General features: G+C 46.1%; 19 protein-coding genes. 10 read left to right on the top strand and 9 right to left on the bottom strand.

Annotation, left to right across the window (positions count from 1 at the left end):
* Positions 1–128: 128 nt before the first annotated feature.
* The 3 genes from JFC06_RS06935 to JFC06_RS06925 form a co-directional block, all read right to left on the bottom strand.
* On the bottom strand, positions 129–566 hold the full coding sequence (locus JFC06_RS06935) for a hypothetical protein (RefSeq protein ID WP_198334457.1): 438 nt from the start codon (positions 564–566) through the stop codon (positions 129–131).
* Positions 567–737: 171 nt separating this feature from the next.
* Positions 738–2321 (bottom strand): apolipoprotein N-acyltransferase, encoded by a 1584-nt coding sequence (lnt, locus tag JFC06_RS06930; protein WP_198334456.1) that lies wholly within the window; start codon positions 2319–2321, stop codon positions 738–740.
* Between the two features lie 243 nt (positions 2322–2564).
* Positions 2565–3464 (bottom strand): CBS domain-containing protein, encoded by a 900-nt coding sequence (locus JFC06_RS06925; RefSeq protein WP_198334455.1) that lies wholly within the window; start codon positions 3462–3464, stop codon positions 2565–2567.
* A gap of 251 nt (positions 3465–3715) precedes the next feature.
* On the opposite strand from JFC06_RS06925, the gene JFC06_RS06920 reads away from it, so the two are divergent.
* Positions 3716–5071: an Lnb N-terminal periplasmic domain-containing protein gene (locus JFC06_RS06920; RefSeq protein ID WP_198334454.1), complete on the top strand. Its 1356-nt coding sequence runs from the start codon at positions 3716–3718 to the stop codon at positions 5069–5071.
* A 29-nt stretch (positions 5072–5100) separates the two neighbouring features.
* Here JFC06_RS06920 and JFC06_RS06915 read toward each other — a convergent pair whose 3' ends face one another.
* Entirely contained in the window at positions 5101–5694 is a 594-nt protein-coding gene (locus JFC06_RS06915) for a YcgN family cysteine cluster protein (protein ID WP_198334453.1), read from the bottom strand.
* A gap of 145 nt (positions 5695–5839) precedes the next feature.
* Between JFC06_RS06915 and JFC06_RS06910 the strand changes: the two genes are divergently transcribed.
* The 4 genes from JFC06_RS06910 (at position 5840) to mutY (ending at position 10303) form a co-directional block, all read left to right on the top strand.
* Positions 5840–6577, top strand: a complete 738-nt coding sequence (locus JFC06_RS06910) for a dienelactone hydrolase family protein (RefSeq protein WP_198334452.1) — start codon at positions 5840–5842, stop codon at positions 6575–6577.
* Positions 6578–7000: 423 nt separating this feature from the next.
* Positions 7001–7957 carry a ribosome biogenesis GTPase YlqF gene (gene ylqF, locus JFC06_RS06905; protein ID WP_198334451.1) on the top strand — a complete coding sequence of 319 codons (957 nt, stop codon included), beginning with the start codon at positions 7001–7003 and terminating at the stop codon, positions 7955–7957.
* Positions 7958–7980: 23 nt separating this feature from the next.
* The gene (locus JFC06_RS06900) at positions 7981–8901 is read left to right on the top strand and encodes a GIY-YIG nuclease family protein (protein WP_198334450.1); all 921 of its coding nucleotides are present in this window, start codon (positions 7981–7983) and stop codon (positions 8899–8901) included.
* A gap of 142 nt (positions 8902–9043) precedes the next feature.
* Positions 9044–10303 carry an A/G-specific adenine glycosylase gene (mutY, locus tag JFC06_RS06895; protein ID WP_198334449.1) on the top strand — a complete coding sequence of 420 codons (1260 nt, stop codon included), beginning with the start codon at positions 9044–9046 and terminating at the stop codon, positions 10301–10303.
* Between the two features lie 118 nt (positions 10304–10421).
* On the opposite strand, the gene JFC06_RS06890 is transcribed toward mutY, so the two are convergent.
* A complete protein-coding gene (locus JFC06_RS06890; RefSeq protein WP_193005526.1) occupies positions 10422–11324 on the bottom strand; it encodes an acyl-CoA thioesterase in 903 nt (300 codons plus the stop codon).
* Between the two features lie 348 nt (positions 11325–11672).
* A complete protein-coding gene (rapA, locus tag JFC06_RS06885) occupies positions 11673–14561 on the bottom strand; it encodes an RNA polymerase-associated protein RapA (protein WP_198334448.1) in 2889 nt (962 codons plus the stop codon).
* Between the two features lie 324 nt (positions 14562–14885).
* Between rapA and JFC06_RS06880 the strand changes: the two genes are divergently transcribed.
* A complete protein-coding gene (locus JFC06_RS06880; protein ID WP_198334447.1) occupies positions 14886–15830 on the top strand; it encodes a D-2-hydroxyacid dehydrogenase in 945 nt (314 codons plus the stop codon).
* Between the two features lie 18 nt (positions 15831–15848).
* Here the strand turns inward: JFC06_RS06880 and JFC06_RS06875 are convergent, their stop codons facing one another.
* A complete protein-coding gene (locus JFC06_RS06875; protein WP_198334446.1) occupies positions 15849–17453 on the bottom strand; it encodes a flavin-containing monooxygenase in 1605 nt (534 codons plus the stop codon).
* A gap of 136 nt (positions 17454–17589) precedes the next feature.
* Positions 17590–18303, bottom strand: coding sequence for an RluA family pseudouridine synthase (locus JFC06_RS06870; RefSeq protein ID WP_198334445.1), 714 nt, complete (start codon positions 18301–18303; stop codon positions 17590–17592).
* A 362-nt stretch (positions 18304–18665) separates the two neighbouring features.
* On the opposite strand from JFC06_RS06870, the gene trxA reads away from it, so the two are divergent.
* The 3 genes from trxA (at position 18666) to JFC06_RS06855 (ending at position 21526) form a co-directional block, all read left to right on the top strand.
* Positions 18666–18992, top strand: coding sequence for a thioredoxin (gene trxA, locus JFC06_RS06865; RefSeq protein WP_193005531.1), 327 nt, complete (start codon positions 18666–18668; stop codon positions 18990–18992).
* A 538-nt stretch (positions 18993–19530) separates the two neighbouring features.
* The gene (gene rho, locus JFC06_RS06860; RefSeq protein WP_068403707.1) at positions 19531–20799 is read left to right on the top strand and encodes a transcription termination factor Rho; all 1269 of its coding nucleotides are present in this window, start codon (positions 19531–19533) and stop codon (positions 20797–20799) included.
* Between the two features lie 487 nt (positions 20800–21286).
* On the top strand, positions 21287–21526 hold the full coding sequence (locus JFC06_RS06855) for a hypothetical protein (protein ID WP_193005532.1): 240 nt from the start codon (positions 21287–21289) through the stop codon (positions 21524–21526).
* A gap of 153 nt (positions 21527–21679) precedes the next feature.
* On the opposite strand, the gene ypfJ is transcribed toward JFC06_RS06855, so the two are convergent.
* Positions 21680–22564, bottom strand: a complete 885-nt coding sequence (gene ypfJ, locus JFC06_RS06850; RefSeq protein WP_193005533.1) for a KPN_02809 family neutral zinc metallopeptidase — start codon at positions 22562–22564, stop codon at positions 21680–21682.
* Between the two features lie 537 nt (positions 22565–23101).
* On the opposite strand from ypfJ, the gene JFC06_RS06845 reads away from it, so the two are divergent.
* A complete protein-coding gene (locus JFC06_RS06845) occupies positions 23102–23440 on the top strand; it encodes a hypothetical protein (RefSeq protein WP_193005534.1) in 339 nt (112 codons plus the stop codon).
* Positions 23441–23621 lie beyond the last annotated feature (181 nt).

The raw sequence follows: 23621 nt of genomic DNA, 5'->3' as shown, positions 1-23621 counted from the left end.
TAGGGACGATCACACTAACATAACGGTAGTGCTGCCACCCTCAAGCTTTGAGCGTCAGTGTGCCTTGCGCTGCCACTGATATCCTGAGCTTTTCTATACTTATATAACAAAACAATAATCTGGTAAATCTATTGCGCAGTGGCTACGTCGCCCGCATCTAAATCACCATCGGCTTGCTCAGCGGTTAAATCCGCATCTGCAACGGCAGCTTGGCTTACGGTACCAGAGGCCGTGGCCGTACCAGCTTCTGCGGCAACCACTGCACTGTCTGCCGCGATCGTTGGTGTCACGGTTGCATCTGCAGCCGTATTGGGAGCGGCGGTGTCAGTATCTGCTTCTGCAGCCACTGTCGCGGTCTCAGCTGGCGCGGCATCTTCAGCAGCAATCGCTTCTGCTTCATCAGCTGCAGCCGATGCTTCGGTAGGCTCGGCCGTAATGTGTTCGCCTGCTGGACGCAAAAACCCAGAAACACCAATAAGTAAGACAATACCTAAAAACAAGGCAATGCCACCTAGAGAATATAACAGCTCTTTTTTTGGATTGTTATTGACGATACCTTCTGACATACCTTATCCACCTTGCACAAAATATTTGAAATATTGATCTATTATATCGCAATTTATACCGATTTGTTAAAACCCTTAAGTATTTAAAGGATTTATTATCGACAATTTTTACCATCGTTCTTTATGATAAAAGTTGCTGAGACAAAAATTTCTATGATAAAAGCTGCTTACTTATTTTGTCTGCGGGCTCACACGTACTGGTTTCGCCGCACGTTTGCCAAAATAGCTCAAAATGAGTAACAGCGTCATGATAAACAACATAGGATAATTACCAAAACGCATAAAAGGGGTGTTACCAACCCGCGCCTGTACATCGCCGCGTAATACAGTACGCTCAAACTGCGGCGCTCGCTCAACGATACGGCCTTTATGGTCAATAATGGCGGTCACACCTGTATTGGTCGCGCGCATAAACCAGCGACCATTTTCAAGCGCGCGCATTTGTACCATCTGTAAGTGCTGTAATGGACCAGCTGACGTGCCAAACCAAGCATCGTTTGAGATGGTCAATAAAAAATCCGTATCGATGGCATTTTTACGCGTGGTGTCTGGATAAGCGACTTCATAACACACAGCCGCCCCTAAATTATGACCTCGTACACGCAGCGGCGACTGCCCGTCACCTCCTCGACTATAGCTCATGATATCTTGGCTACCGGCCAAGTTTGGCAAAATATCTAGCAAACCTTCAAACGGTATATACTCCCCGAACGGTACTAAACGCTGCTTTTTATACAGTCCTTCTGCTTGTGCGCCCAAGGCAACCACACTGTTATAAAACGGCGGGTATTTGTCGGTACTGGCATCAAACGCCGCTTCATCTTTATAAGGGATACCTGTCACCCACGTGGTGTCAGTTTCTTTGGCCATTTTGACCATTTCACTGATAAAACCAACCGCTTCCGTCTGAAACATCGGAATCGATGACTCAGGCCACAGGATAATATCGCGCCCCCATTCGGTACTGGTTAAGGTGGCGTAGATTTTCAGCGTTTCTATTTGATACTCAGTCAGCCATTTTAAATCTTGCGGAATGTTACCTTGGATGAGAGACACGGACAAATCTGGGGTGCCTTTAGGTTTCGTCCATTGCGGATTAACCAGCCATAAAGCACTACTAATGACCAACAAAGCCAGCGACGGAATCAGGTAACCACCGCGGCGACGTAGCAGCTCGACCACACTGGCTGCCACTAATACAGCAACGAAAGAGACGGCAAAGACACCAGCCACAGGGGCAAGTGAGGACAACCAATACTGCTCCGTAAAGGCGTACCCGACGAACAACCATGGAAAACCCGTGAATAGCCACGTTTTCATCCATTCTTGTAGTATCCACAAGGCGGCAAAAGACAACGGCTGCTTGCCGACCATACGATTAAAAATCAACGCCAAAAAGCCGTGGAAGAGCCCCATACCAAGCCCCATGAGCGCGATCATGATCAGCGCAAGCCACACGGGCGTATCACCATAAACGTGAATAGAGGTATATAGCCAAAACGCACCAACACACCACAGCCCTGTGCCATAAGATTGGCCAATAAAAAAGGCACGCTTGCCACTCATCTCAGGCAGCAATAATGCGTATAAAATAGCAGGCGATACCAGAGCAAGTGGCCAAACCCCATAAGGCGCGAGTGCCAATATAAACATCGCCCCTGCCAGCCAAGCAATTAATATCGTCAGCATCATAGGCAAGCCCTTGGGCTTAACGGGATTTAGACGTTTTTGTAAATCAACAGTAGACAGACGCATAGCAGGTATCCAAAACCATATTTCCCAAAATTGTAAAGCTCTAGCCTTTAGGCAAAACCCAAGCCAAAACTGACCGTATCATGTTTTATACAGTATCTAAAAATCAAACCCGACCATGATACCAGCCTAACCTTACCCTTGGGTAAAATTGCGTAGCAAAAGCCCAATTACAAACACAAAAAAACACGACCGCAATCGTGTTTTTTAAACGTATTAATCCGTTGTGAAGCCCATATCGATGAACTAATGACTGCCTATCAGGATTTGCGACTCAGCATTCGTTTTGGTCAGCTCTAAGTTTTGGATAAAGCGCCCTTCTACATCAGTGATGGTGATTTTCCAATCATCTATCAACACGCTCTCCCCTTCAAGATCACCCACATAGCCAAGCGCCTGCATGACCAGACCGCCCATCGTATCGACATCGGTATCATCAAAGTGGCTACCAAGCTCATCATTACAGTCCTCAATCACCGTAGAGGCTTGCACCCGCCAGGTATTTGGCTTTTCAGGATCGGCAATGATATTGTTGATATCACTGTCTTCATCAAAGTCATCATGCTCATCGACGATGTCACCGACGATTTCCTCTAACAAGTCCTCCATCGTGACCACACCGCCAAAGTTACCAAACTCATCGACGACGATTGCCATATGTACTTGCGTGCGCTGCAATGAGCGTAGCAACGTATCAGAACGAGCAGTTTCACTGATGTACAGCGGCTGACGTACCAAATCTCTTAGACGTGTACTATCAATTTTTTCTTCTTGATTGCGCACCATATGGACGAGGATAGGAATCAAGTCTTTTGCCAACAAGATACCAATGACGGCGTCATCATCTTGGCTGTCAAAGACAGGATAGCGCGAGTGGGTGGTTTCAAGAATAACATCCATCACTTCGGCAATGCTTGTACTTTCGTGCAAGCCAACCACTTGCGGTCGCGGCGTCATGATTTCGCGAACTTGCGTCGCAGGCAGATCCAGCACGCCTTCTAACATATCAACCGTATCAGGCTCTAAGAACTGGCGCGAGTCTTGTACCAAACGAATCAGTTCATCACGGGTTTCGGGGGCGGTCGATAGCCAGCGTTTTAAGCCGCGCATCGACCAACTACTCGGGCTGGGAGTGTCGTCAGACATGGTTGTGTGATTTAACCTCTTTAGTTAGTGGCAATTAAAATAACAAGTAAACAGCAGATACAACGTAGATGGGGATAAAAGTAGCAAATAAAACAGCGCTTTTATGATTATATAACAAATAGACCAGTGTAATTTAGCTTCACTTTATCGTAAGGATCATCGACATTCAACGACAAATTCACTCAAATTGTACTGTCAGTGTGTTGGAAACTTTGCTATGGTCAAAGCCTTCATTTATCAAAACTATGTCTATGTCACTCCGTTCTTTTTTTTCTCGTCTGCTTTCGTCTCACTCAAATGGCCATCGTTCAGATAACGGCTTAAGCAGTCATGACGTAGAAAGACAAGAAACGTATGGCAGCCACCCACGACAGCAACGGCAGTGGCGACGTTATATTGTGCAATTTTTCATTGCACTGGTACTACTATTGTCTGCTATCTGGTTAGTGATGGCACTGTGGTATCACTTTGGCTTATCCAGCCCAATCACTTGGCTGGCAATCATAACGATTGTAGGGTTGTTGTCGGCAATGTTTGCGGTTCACTATTTGCCTCAGCTTTTCGAAAAAAAACCCTTCAAACATAAGACGGTTAATGACTCTGTTTCACAGACTAGTCCTGCCAACCCTCCTAACAGCCGCACCTCTAACAAAAAAAGTACTCGGTTTAGATGGCTGACCGGCTTATATGCGGCGGTTTGGGTCGCTGGCCTTGGCTGGTTTTTTTCTATCGAGCCCAAGCAAGAGCGCGACTGGATGGCTGAGGTCGACCGGCAGGTTTCCTATGAGCGTGATGCGACCAATCCTGATTTGATTACGCTGACCCATGTCCGTAATTTTGATTGGCATACCGACAAGGACGCGACCGAACGCTGGGAGACGCGCACGGTTGATTTGTCCAAATTATCGGGTGTCGATGTGACCAACTCGTATTGGATGGGACCACTGATTGCTCATACCTTGGTCAGTTTTCGCTTTGAAAACGATAGGCCTCTTGCCTTCTCGTTTGAGATTCGTAAAGAAGAGCACGAGTCTTTCTCCGCACTCGCTGGATTCTTTCGGCGTTATGAGCTTAGCCTCATCGCGGCAGAAGAGCGAGATATTATCTACACTCGCAGTAACGCACGCGGTGAGCAGGTTTATCTGTTCCCCATTAGTCATCTGCAGCAGCACGAGGTTAGAGCCCTGTTTGACTCTTATTTGACGGCTGCTGATGAACTAAACGCCAAGCCTGCTTGGTACAATACGCTGCTCAGTAACTGTACCAATATCATCTTTTACATGGCGCGTATCGTCAGTGGCGAGCGTTTGCCATGGGATTATCGCATTTGGGTGTCGGGCTGGCTGCCAAACTATCTATATGATGTGGGTATGCTTGACGCCAATCCAAATAAGGACGGTCAGCGGTGGTCGATGGATACGTGGTATGAGCGTACTCATATCAATCCAAAAGTGCGTGGTTTTAACCATCAACTCAGTACAGAATCTGGTACTCATAGTCGCGATTTTTCTCAGCAGATTCGTCGAGACATTCCTATTCCGCCGCTTGCTGACTCGCAAGCACTCGCCGAGGCCGAGGCCAAATCTGCGGCTCAAGCTGCTAACTAACAGACTGAAAAAAGTGAGCGTTAAGCGAGCTAAGGTTTTACCCAATTGACCACACGCTCCTCCATCTCTTCATCAGACATGCCTATCTCAGAGACACAGCGTCCAGCCACCCCAATATTAGCAGCGCGCATTTGCTGCTGGGTGGCCACCACATCGCCAGTCAACAGTAGATGCCAACTCGGTAGGTTTTGGCCTTCATACAAACGCTTATAGGCACAGTGCGAGGGTAGCCACATCATGTTTGGCAAATTCTCCATGGTCAACTGTATACAGTCCGGTACGTGCTCTTGACGCGTCGCGTAATGCTGACAGTAGCCAGTCGCACAATCCATCAGCTGACAGGTCACATCGGTATATTCGACCAACTCTTCATCGTCATCATTGTCGATGTATTTGATTAAGCAGCAACTACCGCAGCCATCGCACAGCGCTTCCCATTCACTATGATTTAGCTCTGCCAATGCAAAGCGTGTCCAGAACTGTGGGCGTAATGGCTCAGCCACGGCGGATTCAGGAAACAAAGTCGCAGAATGCCCCGACTTAACAGTTGAGTGATGGTCTAAGTCAGAGCCTGAATCAGAAGCCGAGTTAACAGCATGTTTATTAAACAAATTGATAGTCATAAAGTGGCAGTAGCATTTTGATAAAGAGCGTTACAGTATTATAGCTGTTTTTGCTTAACATGGGCGTTAAGGTAGTAAAAGTAAGAAAAACGACAAGCCCTACATACAGACAAATAAAACTCATAACATAAAAAAGGACAATAATATGTCAATTAAGACTTTTGAATTAATCAGTACCACTGATAATGACATCGAGCTGATCAGCTACGTGGCGCTGCCAGAAAGTGCATCAGATGAAAACCCAGCGCCAGGTATTTTAGTCGCTCCAGAATGGTGGGGGGTGGTTGATCATCCAAAATCAGTCGTGGAACGCTTAGCAGAAGCAGGCTATGCCGCCGTTGCTATGGATGTTTACGGTGAAGGCAAGCTGACCACCGATGCGGCGATGGCAAATATGTGGATGGAGCAAGTACTTGCCGATCAAGATGCGCTAATGGCACGTTGCCGTTTAATTCTCAATGATTTTAGTGATCAATTGGCGGTCGACGGCGATAACCTAGGCGCAATCGGCTATTGCTTTGGCGGTAAAGTCGTACTCGACATGGCACGCGAAGGTATGCCTTTAAAAGCAGTCGCAACTTTCCATGGTAACCCATCAGCCAAACAGCCAGCGGACAAAAACTTTAAAGCAAAAGTATTGGTGGCTCATGGTCGCGACGATTCGATGGTATCGATGGATGCGATTGAAGGCCTCAAAAAAGAGCTGGATGCTGCTGATGTGGACTACACGATTGATGTTTATGACAATGCAAAACACGGCTTTACCAACCCCCATGCTGATGAGCGCGCCGCCAAAAATGAGGTGGATCTGGGTTACAATGAAGCGGCTGCCAACCAAAGCTGGGAGAATATGCTGGAGTTTATGAAGACCAACTTGGCATAAGCATTTAAGCAGTAATAAAAAAGATCGCTAAGACATCTTTGTCTACAGCTCTAGTGTAAACGCGGTACAAGGGCAGCTTAAATATGAAGCTGCCCTTTTCTTTTGGGTAGCGATTTTATCGATGATTTTTTGCCTCAATGATCGCTGACAAAATAAGCCAATAAATAAACAGCTGTCTTAAGATGTATGGCACAGGATCACTTGATAACAAGCGCTATGATTGGCTATTTAATACCTGTCCAACCGCCCATAAGGAGCCAGCTGATCAGTCATAAGAGTCACCTTGCGCTATGGTTGGGTGAAATTGTACCGTGAGCATGCTGGTTCTGTAGTAAACTGAACCCCATGACTAAAGACACAGCTAAATTGAGCATGATCTGTCTTTAGCGCTAAACTCTATGAATAACAAGGTTATAAAAGCAGATGGATAAGAGAGCAAGTATTCAGTGGTTCCCCGGGCACATGAACAAAGCCCGCAACGAAATCAAAGAAATCATGCCGCAGATGGACGTGGTCATCGAAGTGATTGACGCGCGCATTCCTCATAGCAGTGAAAACCCGATGGTCGCGGCATTACGCGGCGAAAAACCAGTCATCAAGATCTTAAACAAAGCCGATCTTGCTGATCCTGACTTGACCCAAGCATGGATGGATCATCTTGAGCAGCAAAATGGTGTCAAAGCGATTGCGTGCGATACCGATAAAGCCAATGACGTAAAACGTATTATCGCAATCTGTAAACAACTTGTACCTAACAAAGTCGGCACAGGTCGCCAAATCAAAGCCATGATTATGGGTATTCCAAACGTTGGCAAATCAACGTTGATTAACACATTGGCTGGGCGCGCTGTCGCAAAAACAGGGGATGAGCCAGCAGTGACTAAGTCGCAGCAGCTGATCAAACTTGATGATGACATCATGCTCTATGACACACCTGGTATGCTGTGGCCAAAGGTTGAAAACGAAAACTCTGGCTATCGCTTGGCAGCAACGGGCGGTATCCGTGACACCGCGTTTGACTTTGCTGATGTTGCCAGCTATACCGCTGAATACCTAATGCAAGCGTATCCTGAGCTGCTAAAAACTCGCTATAAAATTGACGAATTACCCAAGACCGATTGGGAGTTTTTTGAAGTGGCAGGTCGCAATCGCGGCTGCGTGCGCGCGGGTAATCAAGTCGATACCTACCGGATGTCTGAGATTCTGATCAATGAGCTGCGTAGCGCAAAAATTGGTCGTATTACGCTTGAAACACCTGCCATGATTGAGGCGGAAGAAATTGTGGTTGCTGAGCAGCGCCTTGCCGCAGAAGAGAGAAAGAAAGCCCGCGAGGAAGAAAAGCGTCTACGCAAAAAGCGTACTCGGCAGAATCGGAAGTAAACTCATTACCAATACAGGCTACTATGAATCCATCAATACCATCTGCTAAGACTATTCAAATCTATCTGCCAAAAGGTAATCCTCGCGGATTACGTTTGGCTGAAATGACAACTCGTACAGTACGTCTGATTGAAATTCCGCGCATCCATATTAATGACTTTTTTGCGATGCCAGATGCTAACCAAGTTGGTTTATATTTTTTAGTCGGTGATAGCGATAGTACAGATAAGCCGTTACTTTATATCGGCCAAACTGGCGATTTAAAAAGAAGGCTTAATCAACACAGTGAGAAAAACTTTTGGACGCGCGCTTTTGTCATGCTCTCAACCAATAATACCATGACTCAAACTCATGCTTTATATATGGAACATAAAGCAATCGCTACAGCTGTTGAAGTTGGTCGCTATGAAATAAAAAATGGTAATAATGGCAACCTACCGCATACTCCTGAACCATTAAAAGCCGACTGTGAAGAACTTTTTCACACCCTTGATGTTTTGTTATCCACATTAGGGCAACCTATTTTTGAGTCTTTAAGTATCAGTCGTTTTAATAATGTGACTACTGTTGCCGCTCCTGCTAATCAAGTAGCAATACAGACTGACAAAATCCCTCATCATTCTGAACCTATATTGTTTTATTGCAAAGCAATAGATGCCGAGGCACAAGGCTATTATAACGATGATGGCTTTGTAGTATTAGCAGGTTCGTTACTACGTAAAAAGCAAATAAATTCAGTAGGAAAATGGGGAACTCGTAAGCAAGAAGAGATGATAATTAGTAATCTTTTAGTTGAGTATGACAGTAAGTCTTATAAACTCAAGGAAGATTATCTATTTAAGACACCGAGTGGCGCAGCTCAGATCGTTACTGGACGCAATGCTAACGGTTGGTTGGTATGGAAAAATAAAGCAGGTCAAACTTTAGATAACGTTTATCGTTAATTGTAATAACCTATTGTAGTCAATAGCTTTTATCCTCTTTATTTATAGCCCCTTAAGCCTTATATACTAGTGGGCAATTATGATTGCTCACCTTTTCTCCTTTCCCAATCTATTTTAATTTTTGTTGATGAAAAACCTGCCTATGACCCAGCCAACTGCCAATTCAAACGCTACTCCATTAGACACAACTTTTAATCACTCCACCTATTCCCTCAACTCCTTCGCCCCGCGCCTACTCGATTGGTTTGCCGAAAACGGTCGCCACGATTTACCGTGGCAACAGCATCAGACCGATACGCCAAATCCTTATATCGTTTGGCTATCAGAAGTCATGCTCCAGCAAACGCAAGTCACCACAGTGCTCCCCTACTTTGCGCGTTTTATGGAGACGTTTCCGGCAGTACAGGAGTTAGCTGCTGCTGACTGGGATCTGGTCGCTGAGCACTGGGCAGGACTTGGTTACTATGCGCGTGCGCGTAATTTGCATAAAGGGGCTAAGCAGTTGGTAGAAGTCATCGAGGAGACAGGTGATTTTCCGCAGACTCTAGCAGGTTGGGAGGCCATTTCTGGCGTTGGCCCATCCACTGCTGGCGCAATCATGGCGATGGGGCTGCACCGCTATGGCGTTATCTGTGACGGTAATGTCAAACGTGTCTTAACGCGCTGGGCGGCGATTGATGGTGACATTACCAAGTCTGCCACGACCAAAGAGCTGTGGGCATTGGCTGAGCGTTTAACACCTGTCGATGACTCAGGATTATTTGCGCAAGCGATGATGGATATGGGCGCGACGTTATGTACTCGTAGCAAGCCTGCTTGTCTGTTATGTCCATTAAAGGGCGATTGCGTGGCCCATGCCGAGGGGCGCGAAACAGACTATCCCGTTAAAGCAAAGAAGCAGCCCAAGCCCAGTAAGTTTAGTGATGCGTTACTGATTGAAAGCTCGGATCACGACATACTCTGGGTACAGCGCCCTGATAATGGCATTTGGGGCGGACTGTGGAGTTTACCCCTACAGTTTGTAGAAAAAATTGCGGGTAAAGTGACGGGTAACACGAAAAATGCTAGCAAGAATAAGCAGTTAGACGTCCGTAGTAATGAAAAAGTCTACGAGACAGAATTTACCACTGCTGAGCAAATCATCAATGAATGGCTGACAGAAAATAAATTGGTCGCAGAATCGGTGAGTCATACTTTATTAGAGGGCGCACCTATCAAGCACTCGCTCACGCATTTTCACTGGTATTTGACCCCGCGAAAACTAACGGTTAATGCAGCGCAAATGACCGAGTTGAGTGAGAAATTGTCAGCGGCTGAGATAACCTTTCAATGGTTAACAGAACAAAAAGCGCAAGACAGTTTGGGTCTGCCTCGCGCCATGGAAAAACTGATCGAACGTTAAACTCAAAACCGATAGTAAGACTTTAACTCTAAGCGCTATTTTTAAAATTATTTTTAAAAATAGCGCTTTTTTATGATTGAGCGTTCTAGAATATAAGCCTAAATTTTAAGATGGGACTTTAAGACTTTGGCACACGCAAACGCATCAAACCTTCTTGTTGTACGGTGGCCACCAGCTTACCATCCTGCCAAAACTGCCCGTGGTTCAAGCCTTTAGCGTTAGAGGTCGTATCACTCCACATGTCGTACAACATCCATCCGTTTAGGTCAAAATCACGATGGAAGTGCATCGAATGGTCGATACTGGCCGCTTGCAAACCACTGGTCATAAAGCTGACGCCATGAGACATTAGCCCCGTTCCCACCAGATAAAAATCGGACGAAAACGCGAGCAGAGCTTGCTGTATGGCCACGGGCTGATTGCCAAGCTCGCGGATACGTAACCAGTTGGCTTGTTTTGGTTTCATCGGCTCAGGATGAATCGGGTCACGCGGTTTAACGGGTTTAATCTCTACATGACGACGACGCATAAAGCGAGCTTTGAGCGCATCTGGCACCTTACCCACGTACTCTTCTTTTAAATCCTGCTCTGCCAGTAAATCTTCAGGTGGCGGATAAACGGGCATATCTTCTTGATACTCGAGGCCCTCTTCCATCGGAGAAAACGACGCGATCATCGAAAATATGACTTGCTCAACCGGCGGCTTGCCGCGCATTTCTTTATATTGAATGGCCGTCACTTCCCGTGCAGACAGACTACGACCGTCACGCAAACGGCGCACTTGATAAATAACGGGCTGATTGATGTCGCCACCACGCAAAAAATACCCGTGCAATGAATGGCAGGGTTTGTCTTTATCTAGCGTATGAGCCGCAGCCATGATCGCTTGAGCGAGCACTTGCCCCCCAAAAATACGACTGCCAACATAGTCATGGCTCTTACCCTCAAAGACATCGGGGGTCACTTCAATAAGTGCCACAGTGTTAAGCAGCTCATCAATCAATTGCGAATAGTCGGACATGACAACATGTTTCCTTATTTTTATCAAAAACGCCTAATACCCAACCATATCAATTCGATATAGCAACAGATCCTTTGCGTTTGAATTTAAAATAATGTGAAATCACTTGCTGAAAGTACACAAGAGAGGTTTTAGAAAAAAATACAGTCATAGCAGCGCTATCACTCAGCATCTACTATCAATCGGCAAGATAAACATCTTACCCAATATTGAAGGCTTTGACTAGATAGTAACAGCCGACTTACGAGTTGCTGTTTCATCCACCCAGCCAATAAAGCGATAAAAGCATTGTCGAACATAAAAAAACGAGATGTTTAGCACACCTCGTTTTTTATGACTGTCTTACCGTTAGGGCTTCACTGCTACGAGAACGCGAATAGAGTCTGGAACCAAAGATAAGTTACCAAGGGCTTGCTCGCCCTGAGCTTTTAACTGCTCTAAGCGTTCAATCTCTTCGGGGCGTACGTTAGGATTGATGGTTTGCAGATGTTTGAGGCGTTTGATTTCACGTGACCACTGTTGGCTAAAGCGCGCGCTTGCTTGCTCACCAATCTGCGTTAACTGCTCACGGGCGATGTCTTCGGCTTCATAATAACGCTGCTCAATCACATCACCACGTACTTTAATCACTTGGCGCGCACGGTTTTTATCCAAACGTTCAATGTGCGGCATAATCATATCGGCGCTGATGCGAGCGGATAAATCACTGCCCTGCTCACTGATAAAGACACGGATATTTTGCGTGGTTAAGGTCGCTGGCAAGTTGAGTACTTTTGGTGCAATCGCTTCTACGCGAAAATTCACTTCAAGTAGTACCATGCCTTGTGGTACAGCCGCGCTTTTTAACATCGCAACCGTCGTATTACCAAAGGTGCTGGTACTCGCCAGCTCATAAATGGCACGCATCAGTGGATGCTCGTGCGTGATAAAGTCGATGTCTTCACGTTGCAGCGCTTGCTCACGCTCGAAGGTGAGCGTCATGCCATCTTCATCGCCCAGCGGTAAGCCATCGATATAATCACTGATCTCGGTGCTGTCAATCGGTGCGATGACCCACGAGCCATCACGTTGAATGTTATGGTCAATATTGGCGGAGGCAAAAAAGCGCTCAATAAACTGCGGTAATAAATTGTGGCTATCAAAATCACGCATGGCATCAGCAATACGCCCCGCCACACGCGGACGACACGAGTTGTACTCCAGCAGGCGATCACGGCCCGCTTGTAGTTGCGCCTCTAGTCCCAATCGCGTTTGTAGTGCTTCTGCGATGACGTCTTGTAAGCTAGTGCGATTAACAGCCGTGTCGGCACCTTCAAGTATTGGCTTTAGCGCTTGGATATACTGCTCTTGCACACTTTGCGCGGTCGGAGAAATCTGATTAAACATATTTAGCGCATCGTTATACCACTGATAAAGACGCTCTTGCGCCGTCCCTTGGACATATGGGATGTGCAACATGATTTGCTGCGTTTGGCCAATACGATCTAAGCGGCCAATACGCTGCTCTAATGTATCAGGGTTAGCGGGCAAATCCCATAGTATCAGTTGGCTGGCAAACTGGAAATTACGCCCTTCCGAGCCAATCTCCGAGCACAATAATATCTGTGCGCCTTCGCTATCGGCGAAAAACGCCGCTGCTTGGTCACGCTCAAGCAAGGTCATCTGTTCGGTAAAAATAGCCGTCTTAATGCCAGCATGCAGACGCAATACCGCCTCTAGACTCTCAACCGTCGCACCACTACGCGCAATCAGCAACACCTTTTGCTGTTTCAGCTCGCCTCGCAATATCTCAATCAACCAAGACACACGTGGGTCATCTTCTAGCCAGCCACCATCCGGTTGGTTCTCTTCTCCCCATAACTGCTCGCGCAATTTACCATTGGTCTGATAGCTGTCTTTCCATGCTTCAGGTAATGGCAGCGGATACGGCTGACTGCTACGACCATAGAACCCTTTGACGCTCTCACGCGTGTTACGGAACAAAATACGGCCCGTGCCATGGCGATCTAGCAGCTCATTGAGCGCATAGGTTCGCAATTTTTCATCTTCATTGATTGCCGCAAGCTCATCCACGCTAATATCTAGTAAGCTACTTAACGCGGCGATTTGTCCCTCGCTTAACGGTTTATCTTCTATCAATACGCCAGCAACAGCGGCCGTCTCAGCGAAGGCTTCTTGACCATCGATAAACTCATCTAGATCATCAAAACGATCTGGATCTAATAGGCGCAAGCGAGCAAAGTGACTTTGCGCACCAAGCTGCTCAGGGGTCGCTGTTAACAGCATTACCCCAGGGGTTTCTTCTGCAAAGTCGGCAATCAAGTCATATTTATCATTGCCGCCTTGCGCTTCATCCCAATGCAGATGATGCGCCTCATCGACCACCAACAGATCAAACCCTGCATCCATCGCTTGGTCATATAAGTCAGGATGGTCGAGCAGCAGATCCATACCAGCGATAATGCATTGCTCAGTGGCAAAGACGTTTTGCTCAGGATCGTGCTCTTTGATCGCAGCAGTACGCACCAAATCAAACAACGCAAAGTTTAGATTAAAGCGACGACGCAGCTCAATCATCCACTGATATTGCAAGCTGTCCGGCACAAGAATGAGTACACGCTCAGCCTTACCAGTCAGGAGTTGCTGATGAATAATCAAACCTGCTTCAATGGTCTTACCCAAGCCCACTTCATCAGCGAGCAAAACACGCGGCGCGATACGTTTGCCAACTTCGTGCGCAATATACAGCTGATGCTCAATGATATCGACACGAGCACCCATCAACCCTTTAAGCGGATGTCCTGCCAGCGCTGACTGCATACGCAATATGTCTTGACGCAGCTCATACCAATCGCCACGTTCAATACGGCCAGCCAGCAGACGTTCAAGCGGTTTTGCTAGCGTGATATTGGCAGCAAGACGGGTCTCCATGATTCCGCGCTCGTGCTCATCGACGCCATACTTGAGCACGCCCATTACTTCATCAACGGCATTGACGGTATAACTTTTGCCGTCTTGATCATAGATGCTATCGCCGACTTTGAACACTACGCGCGATAATGGCGCAGAGTTTTTTGCATAGACGCGCGTCTCTTCACTTTGAGGAAATAAAATATGCACACATCGGTCGTCTACATCGATGACCACGCCTAAGCCCAGCTCGGACTCCGTATCAGATAAATAACGTTGACCAACGGCGAATTCGGTGCTGTGCAATGAAGCGATAGAGATAGTCATAGGGCGATGTCTTTTGTACTCAGATGATAAGAAAATAGATAGCAACGGTGGCTATTGATAACGGCTCAGGTTACTCACGCAGCTAAGCGTCAACAGACGGGAGCGCGATGTCGTAATATAAATCAAGCCGTTCAGCCGAACCATTATATAACGTTAGCGGCTAGATGAGTGCGTTAAGTTGAATTTTCAAGAGGCACATTGCGATACCTATTAAGATTATAAGGTATTTGGCCGATTCATTTTTGACTAAAAATCCCAACGTGCTACATTAAGTCGACCACCACCCTCCACTATCGCTATGAAAAGAATAAATAAGGAACAATCATGCAAGCCGTTTTTTTAGACAAAGGCACGTTCTCTGAAGGCATCGATTTGCCCGCGCCCGCTGGCGTGAGTGATTACATCACTTATCATGACACACCAAAAGATGCGGCAGTCATCATTGAGCGCTGCCGTGATGCCGATATTGTCATTACCAATAAAGTTCAAATTGGCGCAGACGTCATCGCAAACTTGCCCAAACTCAAGCTGATTCAATTGACGGCTACGGGTATGAATAACGTCGATCAAGATGCTTGCGATAAACACAACGTTGCACTTTATAATGTCGCAGGTTACGCGGTCAAAAGTGTGCCAGAGCATACTTTTATGCTGATGTTGACTGCTATGCGCGCGGGTATGCATTATCATCAAAAAGTCGCTGATGGCACGTGGCGGGCAAACGGTAATTTTTGTCTACTCGATATCCCACTGATCGATCTAGAAGATAAGACACTGGGAGTTATTGGCGTCGGCACCATTGGTAAGCGCGTCACTGAAATCGCCCGGGCCTTTGGTATGACCGTACTATGGGCCGAGCATCAAGGGTGCGAGCCGCGCAGTGATGACTATACCGCGTTTGAGGAAGTCCTTGCTCGTGCTGATGTTATCAGTCTACACTGCCCATTAAACGAACAAACCCAGCACCTTATTAACAAAGACACGTTGGCAAAAATGACCAAACACCCCCTCATTGTGAATGTGGCGCGTGGCGGCATCGTCGACAGTCAGGCTTTAACGGATGCGATCAATAATGAACAAATCATCGGTTATGCCAGCGACGTGTTCGAACAAGAACCGATCACGAATGATGATCCTTTATTAACCCTTGCCGATCATCCGCGCGTTATATTCAGCCCGCATAACGCTTGGGGCAGTAAAAGCGCCCAAGATACTTTATGGCAAATACTAAGCAAGCAAGTGGCCAACTTTATTGACAGTCAGTCATAACAACTCACAACCTAAGCATTAGCGACTAAAATGTAGCCAGTCGTCTGTTATTTTGCGGTATTTAAGCATCACGCGGTCGCTTAGATAATTGTTGGTCACGTACCAAGGATAGCGATCGCCTTGCTTGGGCAGCGTGTCTTTTGCGCGCTGAACATACCCTGCTGATAGAGCACCCATGACCGTATCCGGTTGAATATGCGCTTGGGCACGGTCAGTTTTTGCTTGCGGCAGTGCTACTTGATACCGATGCTGATGCATGTAGCCCAGCAAGCGCACGACATACTGACACGCCAAGTCAATTTTTAGCGTCCATGAGGCGTTGGTATAGCCAAATAGCGCTACCATATTTGGCACACCTTCAATCATGACGGCCTTGTAGGTCATGCGAGTGCCAATGTCCACCGCCTGACCATCGATATAGACGGTAGCACCGCCGAGCATTTGTAATTGCAGCCCAGTGGCTGTCACAATGATATCGGCATCTAGATGTTTGCCAGATTTGAGCATGATACCTGTCTTCGTAAACTGGTCAATCTCATCAGTCACCATTTGGGCACGTGGGCTATGTAAGGCTTTGAATAGATCACTGTCTGGCACCGCACAAAGCCTTTCATCCCAAGGATTGTAATCGGGCACAAAATGCGCCACATCCACATTACTGCCCTTTAGCTCTTTTTTAACACCCTGTTTTAACAATGCTTTCATCACCTTCGGCGCAAAGATGGCGGCGCGATAAATACCTTGTTGCATCAGCACATTACGAGCACGCAATACCGTATAAGCTTGCTCCTTTGATAAAGGGGAGAACTTACCAGACAGCCAGTCGAGCGCATAATCATCACCGGCGACACTGGCCACATACGTGGGCGAGCGTTGCAACAGGGTGACGTGGCGTGCACATTGCTCACCTGCCTCATCCACCAAAGCTGGCAATAGCGTCATCGCGGTGGCACCGCTACCGATAATCACGACTTTTTTATCTTGGTAGTTGAGATTTTGCCAATGTTGCGGATGGACAATACGACCTTGAAACACCGCTTCTTGATCAAAATACGGTCGATACCCTTGCTCATAATCATAATAGCCAGTTGCACCCACCACGAATTTGGCGGTTAGCGTAAACACTTCACCACTACGATGATTTTTAACCATCGCTGTCCATTGCTGATGTCTACTTGACCAAGACAGCTGCTGCACTTCGTGCTGATAACGAATGTGCTCAGTAACAGCAAAATCGCGCGCCGTATCAGCAACATAACGCTTAATATCAGCGCCTTTTGCCAACATCCGATGATCTAACCACGGGCGAAAGCTATAGCCAAAAGTCAACGCGTCAGAGTCAGAGCGAATCCCCGGATAAGTAAATAAATCCCACGTCCCTCCCAAATCTGCTCGTTTTTCTAATATCACAAATCGTTGAGTACTGTTTTGCTGATGCTGCTTCGGTTTTTTCTGACCAAACCGTCCTTTGTGCTTTTGTTGTTGTAAACGGCAGGCCATACCGATGCCTGCAATACCAGCGCCGATAATAAGCACCTCATAATCGACTGGCGTGTGTGATAAAGACTTTTTAGATTTGAAGCGATTTTTAACAGCCTGTTTGGCCGCAGTCATATCAAGCATAATCTCATCCCTGTATTTGCATGATTTTTTTACACCATGAGCTTAGTCACAATAAACGATTAACATACCATAACGTATGTGTCCTCGCCGCTCACACAAGCTCCCCCAACACAAACAAATATAAAAGACGACCGCGCTAAAAAGGACTCGGGCTTTCCCAGTCCATCCATGCGCCAAGCGTGGGATGCTTGAGGCGCAATTGCTGCGCGTGTAGATTGAGCCTTGGGGCAATGTCTAACGCTGTGCCTTCAGCATAAATGGGATCACCAATCATCACATGACCGACATGTACCATGTGGACGCGTAGCTGATGGCTACGTCCCGTCACAGGCTTTAACATGACCCGAGTGACGGGCTGACCACCGCACTCCTCATGAGCCACAACTTCGTACAAAGTTAACGCATGCTTTGACCAGTCATGATCGACGATATGGCGCGGTTTTGTGCTAGGCTCATAGCGTACTGGCACTGATATCTCGCCAGTAGCCCCCACACTCCCCCACTGACCAAAGACCCGCGCTTGATACTTTTTTTGTGGTAACCGCTCGATAAACTGTTTACTGATATGGGTTTGTGCCGCTGCATTTTTGGCAAAAATGAGCAGCCCTGAGGTATCCATATCAAGGCGATGAATCAACTTAACCGCTGGATTGGCACGCTCAAGACGAGCAAGCAGACTCACTTTTAACGTTTTGCCATCGACACTTAACAGACCTGCTGGCTTGTCAACTACCCAGATGTCATCGTCTTCATAAACCGTGATGTCTTGCGCAAACGCTTGAAAAAATTCAGGCGGATAGGCGTTTTCTTGTGCGTTAAGGATTTCGACTTCTTCATCAGTAAAAGGCATAAAATGGGCTACTTATATTAATAGACTTCAATTGAAAGTCATCGGTATTCATGGACTAAAATTTAAAACAAATTGTGAACTAAAAATTGGGGCAATACTGACTTGGTAGGCAAGTATGACCGCAGATAAAGCAAGTGACAGATAAAACACAACCTGTGTCGTTATGTTCGATTTATTGTGCTAAACGTAATTGTTAAACAATTTAACCAGCCTGCCTCTGCCAAGTGTGAGCAAACATGTTAATATAATGGCACATTTTTACCACTTCTAAACGATTCTTTGGCCACTCATCACGCTATTATAGAACCAATATATCAGTTGATGAATGACGATAGAAACAATAAAACAAGAGAGATAAAATTATGTCAGACCTTATTGTAAACACCACCGATGCAAACTTTGACCAAGATGTGTTGGAGTCAGATGTGCCAGTACTGGTAGACTTTTGGGCAACTTGGTGTGGTCCTTGTAAAGCGATCGCCCCTATTTTAGAAGATCTAGCCACTGAGTACCAAGGCAAAGTTAAAATTGTTAAAGTCGACGTGGATAATAACCCACAGGCAGCAAGCCGTTTTGGTATCCGTAACATCCCAACGCTATTTGTGTTCAAAGACGGCGAAAAAGTTGACTCAGTCATGGGTCTACAGCCAAAAGCTGAATTGGCAAAAGTACTAGACAAGCATCTGTAAGTGAAGCATCGCTTGTCTTAGCCCGTCTAATACGAGCGCTCTGTACACACTATAGAATCATCAAAAAAGCTATTATCTCCCCCAGATAGTGGCTTTTTTGCTTATTTTTTATGCAAAAAGCGTCATTTTACGACTTTTTTGGCAAAATTTATTGACAACGTCATTACGAAAACCGTATAGTCTGCTGACAAGAGAAAACTAACGGTTTTCCTAAGTGTCTTATCGCTATTCTCCTCGTGTTTATCAACAAAAACACAATCGTCGTTATAAATACCATTGCTAAACGAAATGACTAAACACAATGACTGATATTGAGTTTTTGTCGCAGACTCTTATGTAGCCTTCTTTATCCTTATTTCTTATTACCTTGCATCACATGATTGCCATGCGTACATAAGCTGACTCGTAACACCCAAACTACATAAGCCCTAGCTCTGTGCACGCACCCTCTATCACCATACTATCGCTGTTTTAATCACTGTCGTGACTTGTGCTGCTAATGGCATCTCTCATCTGATCAATTGCTAATGACCTACCTATGAATCTAACTGAATTAAAGAAAAAATCAATCGCTGAGCTATTGGCCATCGCCAAAGAAATGGGACTTGATAATATGGCGCGTAGCCGTAAACAAGACATTATCTTTGCCATCCTAAAAACCCATGCCCGTAACGGTGAAGCCATTTATGGTGACGGTGTGCTTGAGGTTCTTCCGGATGGTTTTGGCTTTTTGCGCTCGTCAGAGGGCTCTTATTTGGCCGGCCCTGACGACATTTACGTCAGCCCTAGTCAAATTCGTCGCTTTAGCCTCAAGACTGGTGACAGTATCGCTGGTACGATTCGCCCGCCAAAGGATTCTGAGCGTTATTTTGCGCTACTAAAAGTCGGCGAAATCAACTTTGACACGCCAGATCGTTCACGTCATAAGCTGATCTTTGAGAATTTAACACCGCTATTCCCCACTGAACAGCTAAAGCTGGAACTTGGTAATGGCACCACTGAAGACTTGACGGGACGTATCATTGACCTCATCGCCCCGATTGGTAAAGGTCAGCGTTCAATCATCGTGGCACCGCCAAAAGCCGGTAAAACGATGCTGCTACAGTCAATCGCTCAGTCAATCACCCGCAATAATCCTGAATGCTATCTTATCGTCCTATTGATTGATGAGCGTCCAGAAGAAGTCACCGAAATGGAACGTACCGTCCGCGGTGAAGTGGTTGCCTCTACCTTTGATGAGCCGCCGCAGCGTCACGTACAAGTCGCTGAGATGGTCATCGAAAAAGCCAAGCGTTTGGTCGAGCACAAGCAAGACGTCGTCATTCTACTTGACTCTATTACTCGTCTTGCCCGAGCGTATAACACCGTTATCCCTTCATCGGGCAAAGTGTTGACTGGTGGTCTAGATGCTAATGCGCTAGAGCGTCCAAAACGCTTCTTCGGTGCGGCTCGTAACGTTGAGGAAGGCGGCAGCTTGACCATCATTGCCAGTGCCCTTATCGATACTGGGAGTAAGATGGACAGCGTTATCTTTGAAGAATTCAAAGGAACGGGTAACCAAGAGATTACCCTTGAGCGCGACTTGGCAGAAAAGCGCGTCTTCCCGGCGATTAACATCAAAAAATCTGGTACACGCCGCGAAGAGCGTCTGCTCGATGAAGATAAACTGCGTAAAGTTTGGATCTTGCGTAAATTGCTGCAGCCGATGGATGGGGTACAAGCAACAGAATTTTTATTGGATCGCCTCAAAGAAGCGAAGACCAATGATGAGTTCTTTGAACAGATGAAGCGCAAATCACAGAATTAATCCGCTGTTCCAAGCTTAGCCCAATACTTTTTCGGTTGGCTCAGCAGAGACTTACCGTCATTAATGAAGACCGCCTTTGTGCGGTCTTTTTCTTTTTACAAGCGGTAAAAAGATGGGTAGTAGAAACTATTAGCGGCTGATCAATACAACAGCTCTCGGCCAAGCCCTCGCAACGATACAGTGGAGAAACATAGTTTACAGGGTGTTTGCAAACTTTAGCGCTTTTACTACGCCTAGTAGCTGTGAGACAGGTTAGTATAGGTGCCAGTATAGATGTACTTTGCTATCAATCTTGATAGTAGTAGGAGTTCTGAGATATTTGCCGTCCTTACTGTAATCCTTTTACTGCACACTTCAATGATTCTTGCGGTAGCACAATCGATTATTCTAAGCTCATTGCCCAGATGTTTTAATTTAGCATGACGCATTAAAATGAGTGGCAACGGAAATATCGTTTTTTAATTTTGATAACCTAACAGGTGATACTATGAAATTTGCTAAAACTATCGCAATGACTGCTCTTACTAGCTCGGCTCTTATTATGGGCGGTTGCTCAACTGGTGGATACAATAGTGGTTTGAGTAATACAGCCAAAGGCGCGGCGGCTGGCGCGGCGGCCGGTGCTCTAATCAGAAGTGGTGGCGACAGTAAAGATATCGCTCGTGGCGCCCTTGGTGGGGCAGCCGTTGGTGGTGCAGGTGCGTATATTCTTGATAACAGCAGATAATCGCTGTATTATTACTTAAGAGACTTAAGAATCACGCCACTCTATTGTAAGGCAGTCTCGTTAAACCAGACGCCTTAGCACATAAAAAAGCCTGCAATCGACGTTGCAGGCTTTTTTGGGCATGTTTATTAATTTTTATAAAGCGCCACTATTTTATAAAGCGCCACTAAAAGTATCACAGGACTGTACGTTGCCACTCTCCAGTCCACGGGTAAACCACTGAATACGCTGCTGACTGGTACCATGAGTGAAGTTATCAGGTACTACCGCCCCACCACTGGCTCGTGCTAAGCGATCATCACCGATTTGGCCGGCGGCATTGATGGCCTCATCGATATCACCCGCTTCCAAAAACTGTACACGCTCTTGATTACGCTGCGCCCAAACCCCCGCAAAACAATCCGCCTGTAGCTCTTGTAATACTGACAGCTTATTGGCTTCTGCCCGCGTGACTTGGCGACTAGCCTCACCAACTTGCTGGGTAATGCCAAGCAGTGTCTGTACATGATGACCGACTTCATGGGCGATGACATAAGCCTGAGCAAAATCACCAGCCTTGCCTTGGTTGTCTTGACCACCAGAGCCTTGCTGGTCACCTGCAATTCCAAGATTTTGACGCATCTCTACAAAGAACGACGTATCCAAATAAACCGTCTGATCCCCTGGACAATAAAACGGACCTGTTGCCGCGCTGGCACTTCCACAGGCTGAACTGACTTGACCATTAAACAATATCAAAGAAGGCTCTTTATAAGTGCTCCCCGCTTCACTAAATATCTGATGCCAGACCTCTTCTGTATCCGCTAACACCACTTTTACAAACTGCGTATCTCGGTCGGTACTGGTCGCAGGTTCGGTAGAGGTACCGCCCCCTCCCGTTACTACTTGACCCGTTTGCAAAGCGGTCATTGGATTTACGCCAAACACCAACCACAAAATACCCGCAATAACAATACCGCCGATGCCACCACCGATCAGCTTTCCGCCCCCCTTGCTTGTACGTACGTTAGAACTGCCTCGTCTGCCTTGCCATTTCATATTATTATTCCTCAACCATACGATATATACCGCTATTCGTATTGATAGTTATTATTGATAGTTTTGCCGTTATGTGGTTTTTAGTTTAATCCTCGCTTGTATAGCTTAGTTTACTGTGTCAATTTCCTACCTTTTAATGTGTCAGTCAGTGCTGTGAACGAGTGTCTAAATGTTTTGCCTATTACTAACAAAAACACACGTCTCGCTTACCAATTCTAACTATATAATTCGCATAATGACTGAGAAAATAGAGAGAAATCAAGACAGCGAAAAACTCTGCTAACGGCTTGATGTCATTGATTATACGATGATTAATTCAAATGTTTGTATGAGAAATTATATTAAGTAAACAAAGTAAAAAATTATTTTTCACTTTTATTGTTACTTAATTGTACAACCTATTTCTATTTAGATAGAAAGCGTATAGAATGCGTGGAAGCTGAGTAGCTGTGACTTAGATTAGTTGAACTCTGGGAAATCTCGGATTTCAACCTTTTTCGCTGCTACTGCTCATTTCATTTTTCCGGAGAAAACCTTATGAAACTTAAATTACTTGCTTTAGCTGGTATCATGACTGCAACTATGGGCCTAACTGCCTGTGACAGCAACAAAGAAAACGCTGCTGAAGATTTAGCTGATGCGCAAGAAGAAGTACAAGACGCTTCAGAAGAGCTAAACGAAGCTGCTGCTGAAGGCGAAGTTACTGCTGAAGCGGAAACTGGAGTTGCTGATGCTGAAGCGGCGGTTGCTGAAGCAGAAGCTGACATCGACGCTACTGCAACTGACCTAACAGATCCTACAGTGGCAGAACCTGTAGTTGCTGATCCAGCTGTTGACGCTGCTGACGAAGTTGTAGTTGTTGAAGAAGCTCAGTAATTTTTATTGCATAAGCGATAAATAGACTGTAGTAAAAAAGAGAGCGTGTGCTCTCTTTTTTTATGCCTATTATTTTATAGGCCTTAATAAATATGACTCATATTTCATTTTCGTTGCCGCCTCTAAGTAGTTAGTGTAAGCCACCAACCATTTGATGCCTTACAAGGCGATAGCGTCAATA

Origin of the sequence: Psychrobacter namhaensis (assembly GCF_016107545.1) — a bacterium.
GTDB lineage: Bacteria > Pseudomonadota > Gammaproteobacteria > Pseudomonadales > Moraxellaceae > Psychrobacter > Psychrobacter namhaensis.
This window is presented reverse-complemented; position numbering and strand designations above follow the sequence as displayed.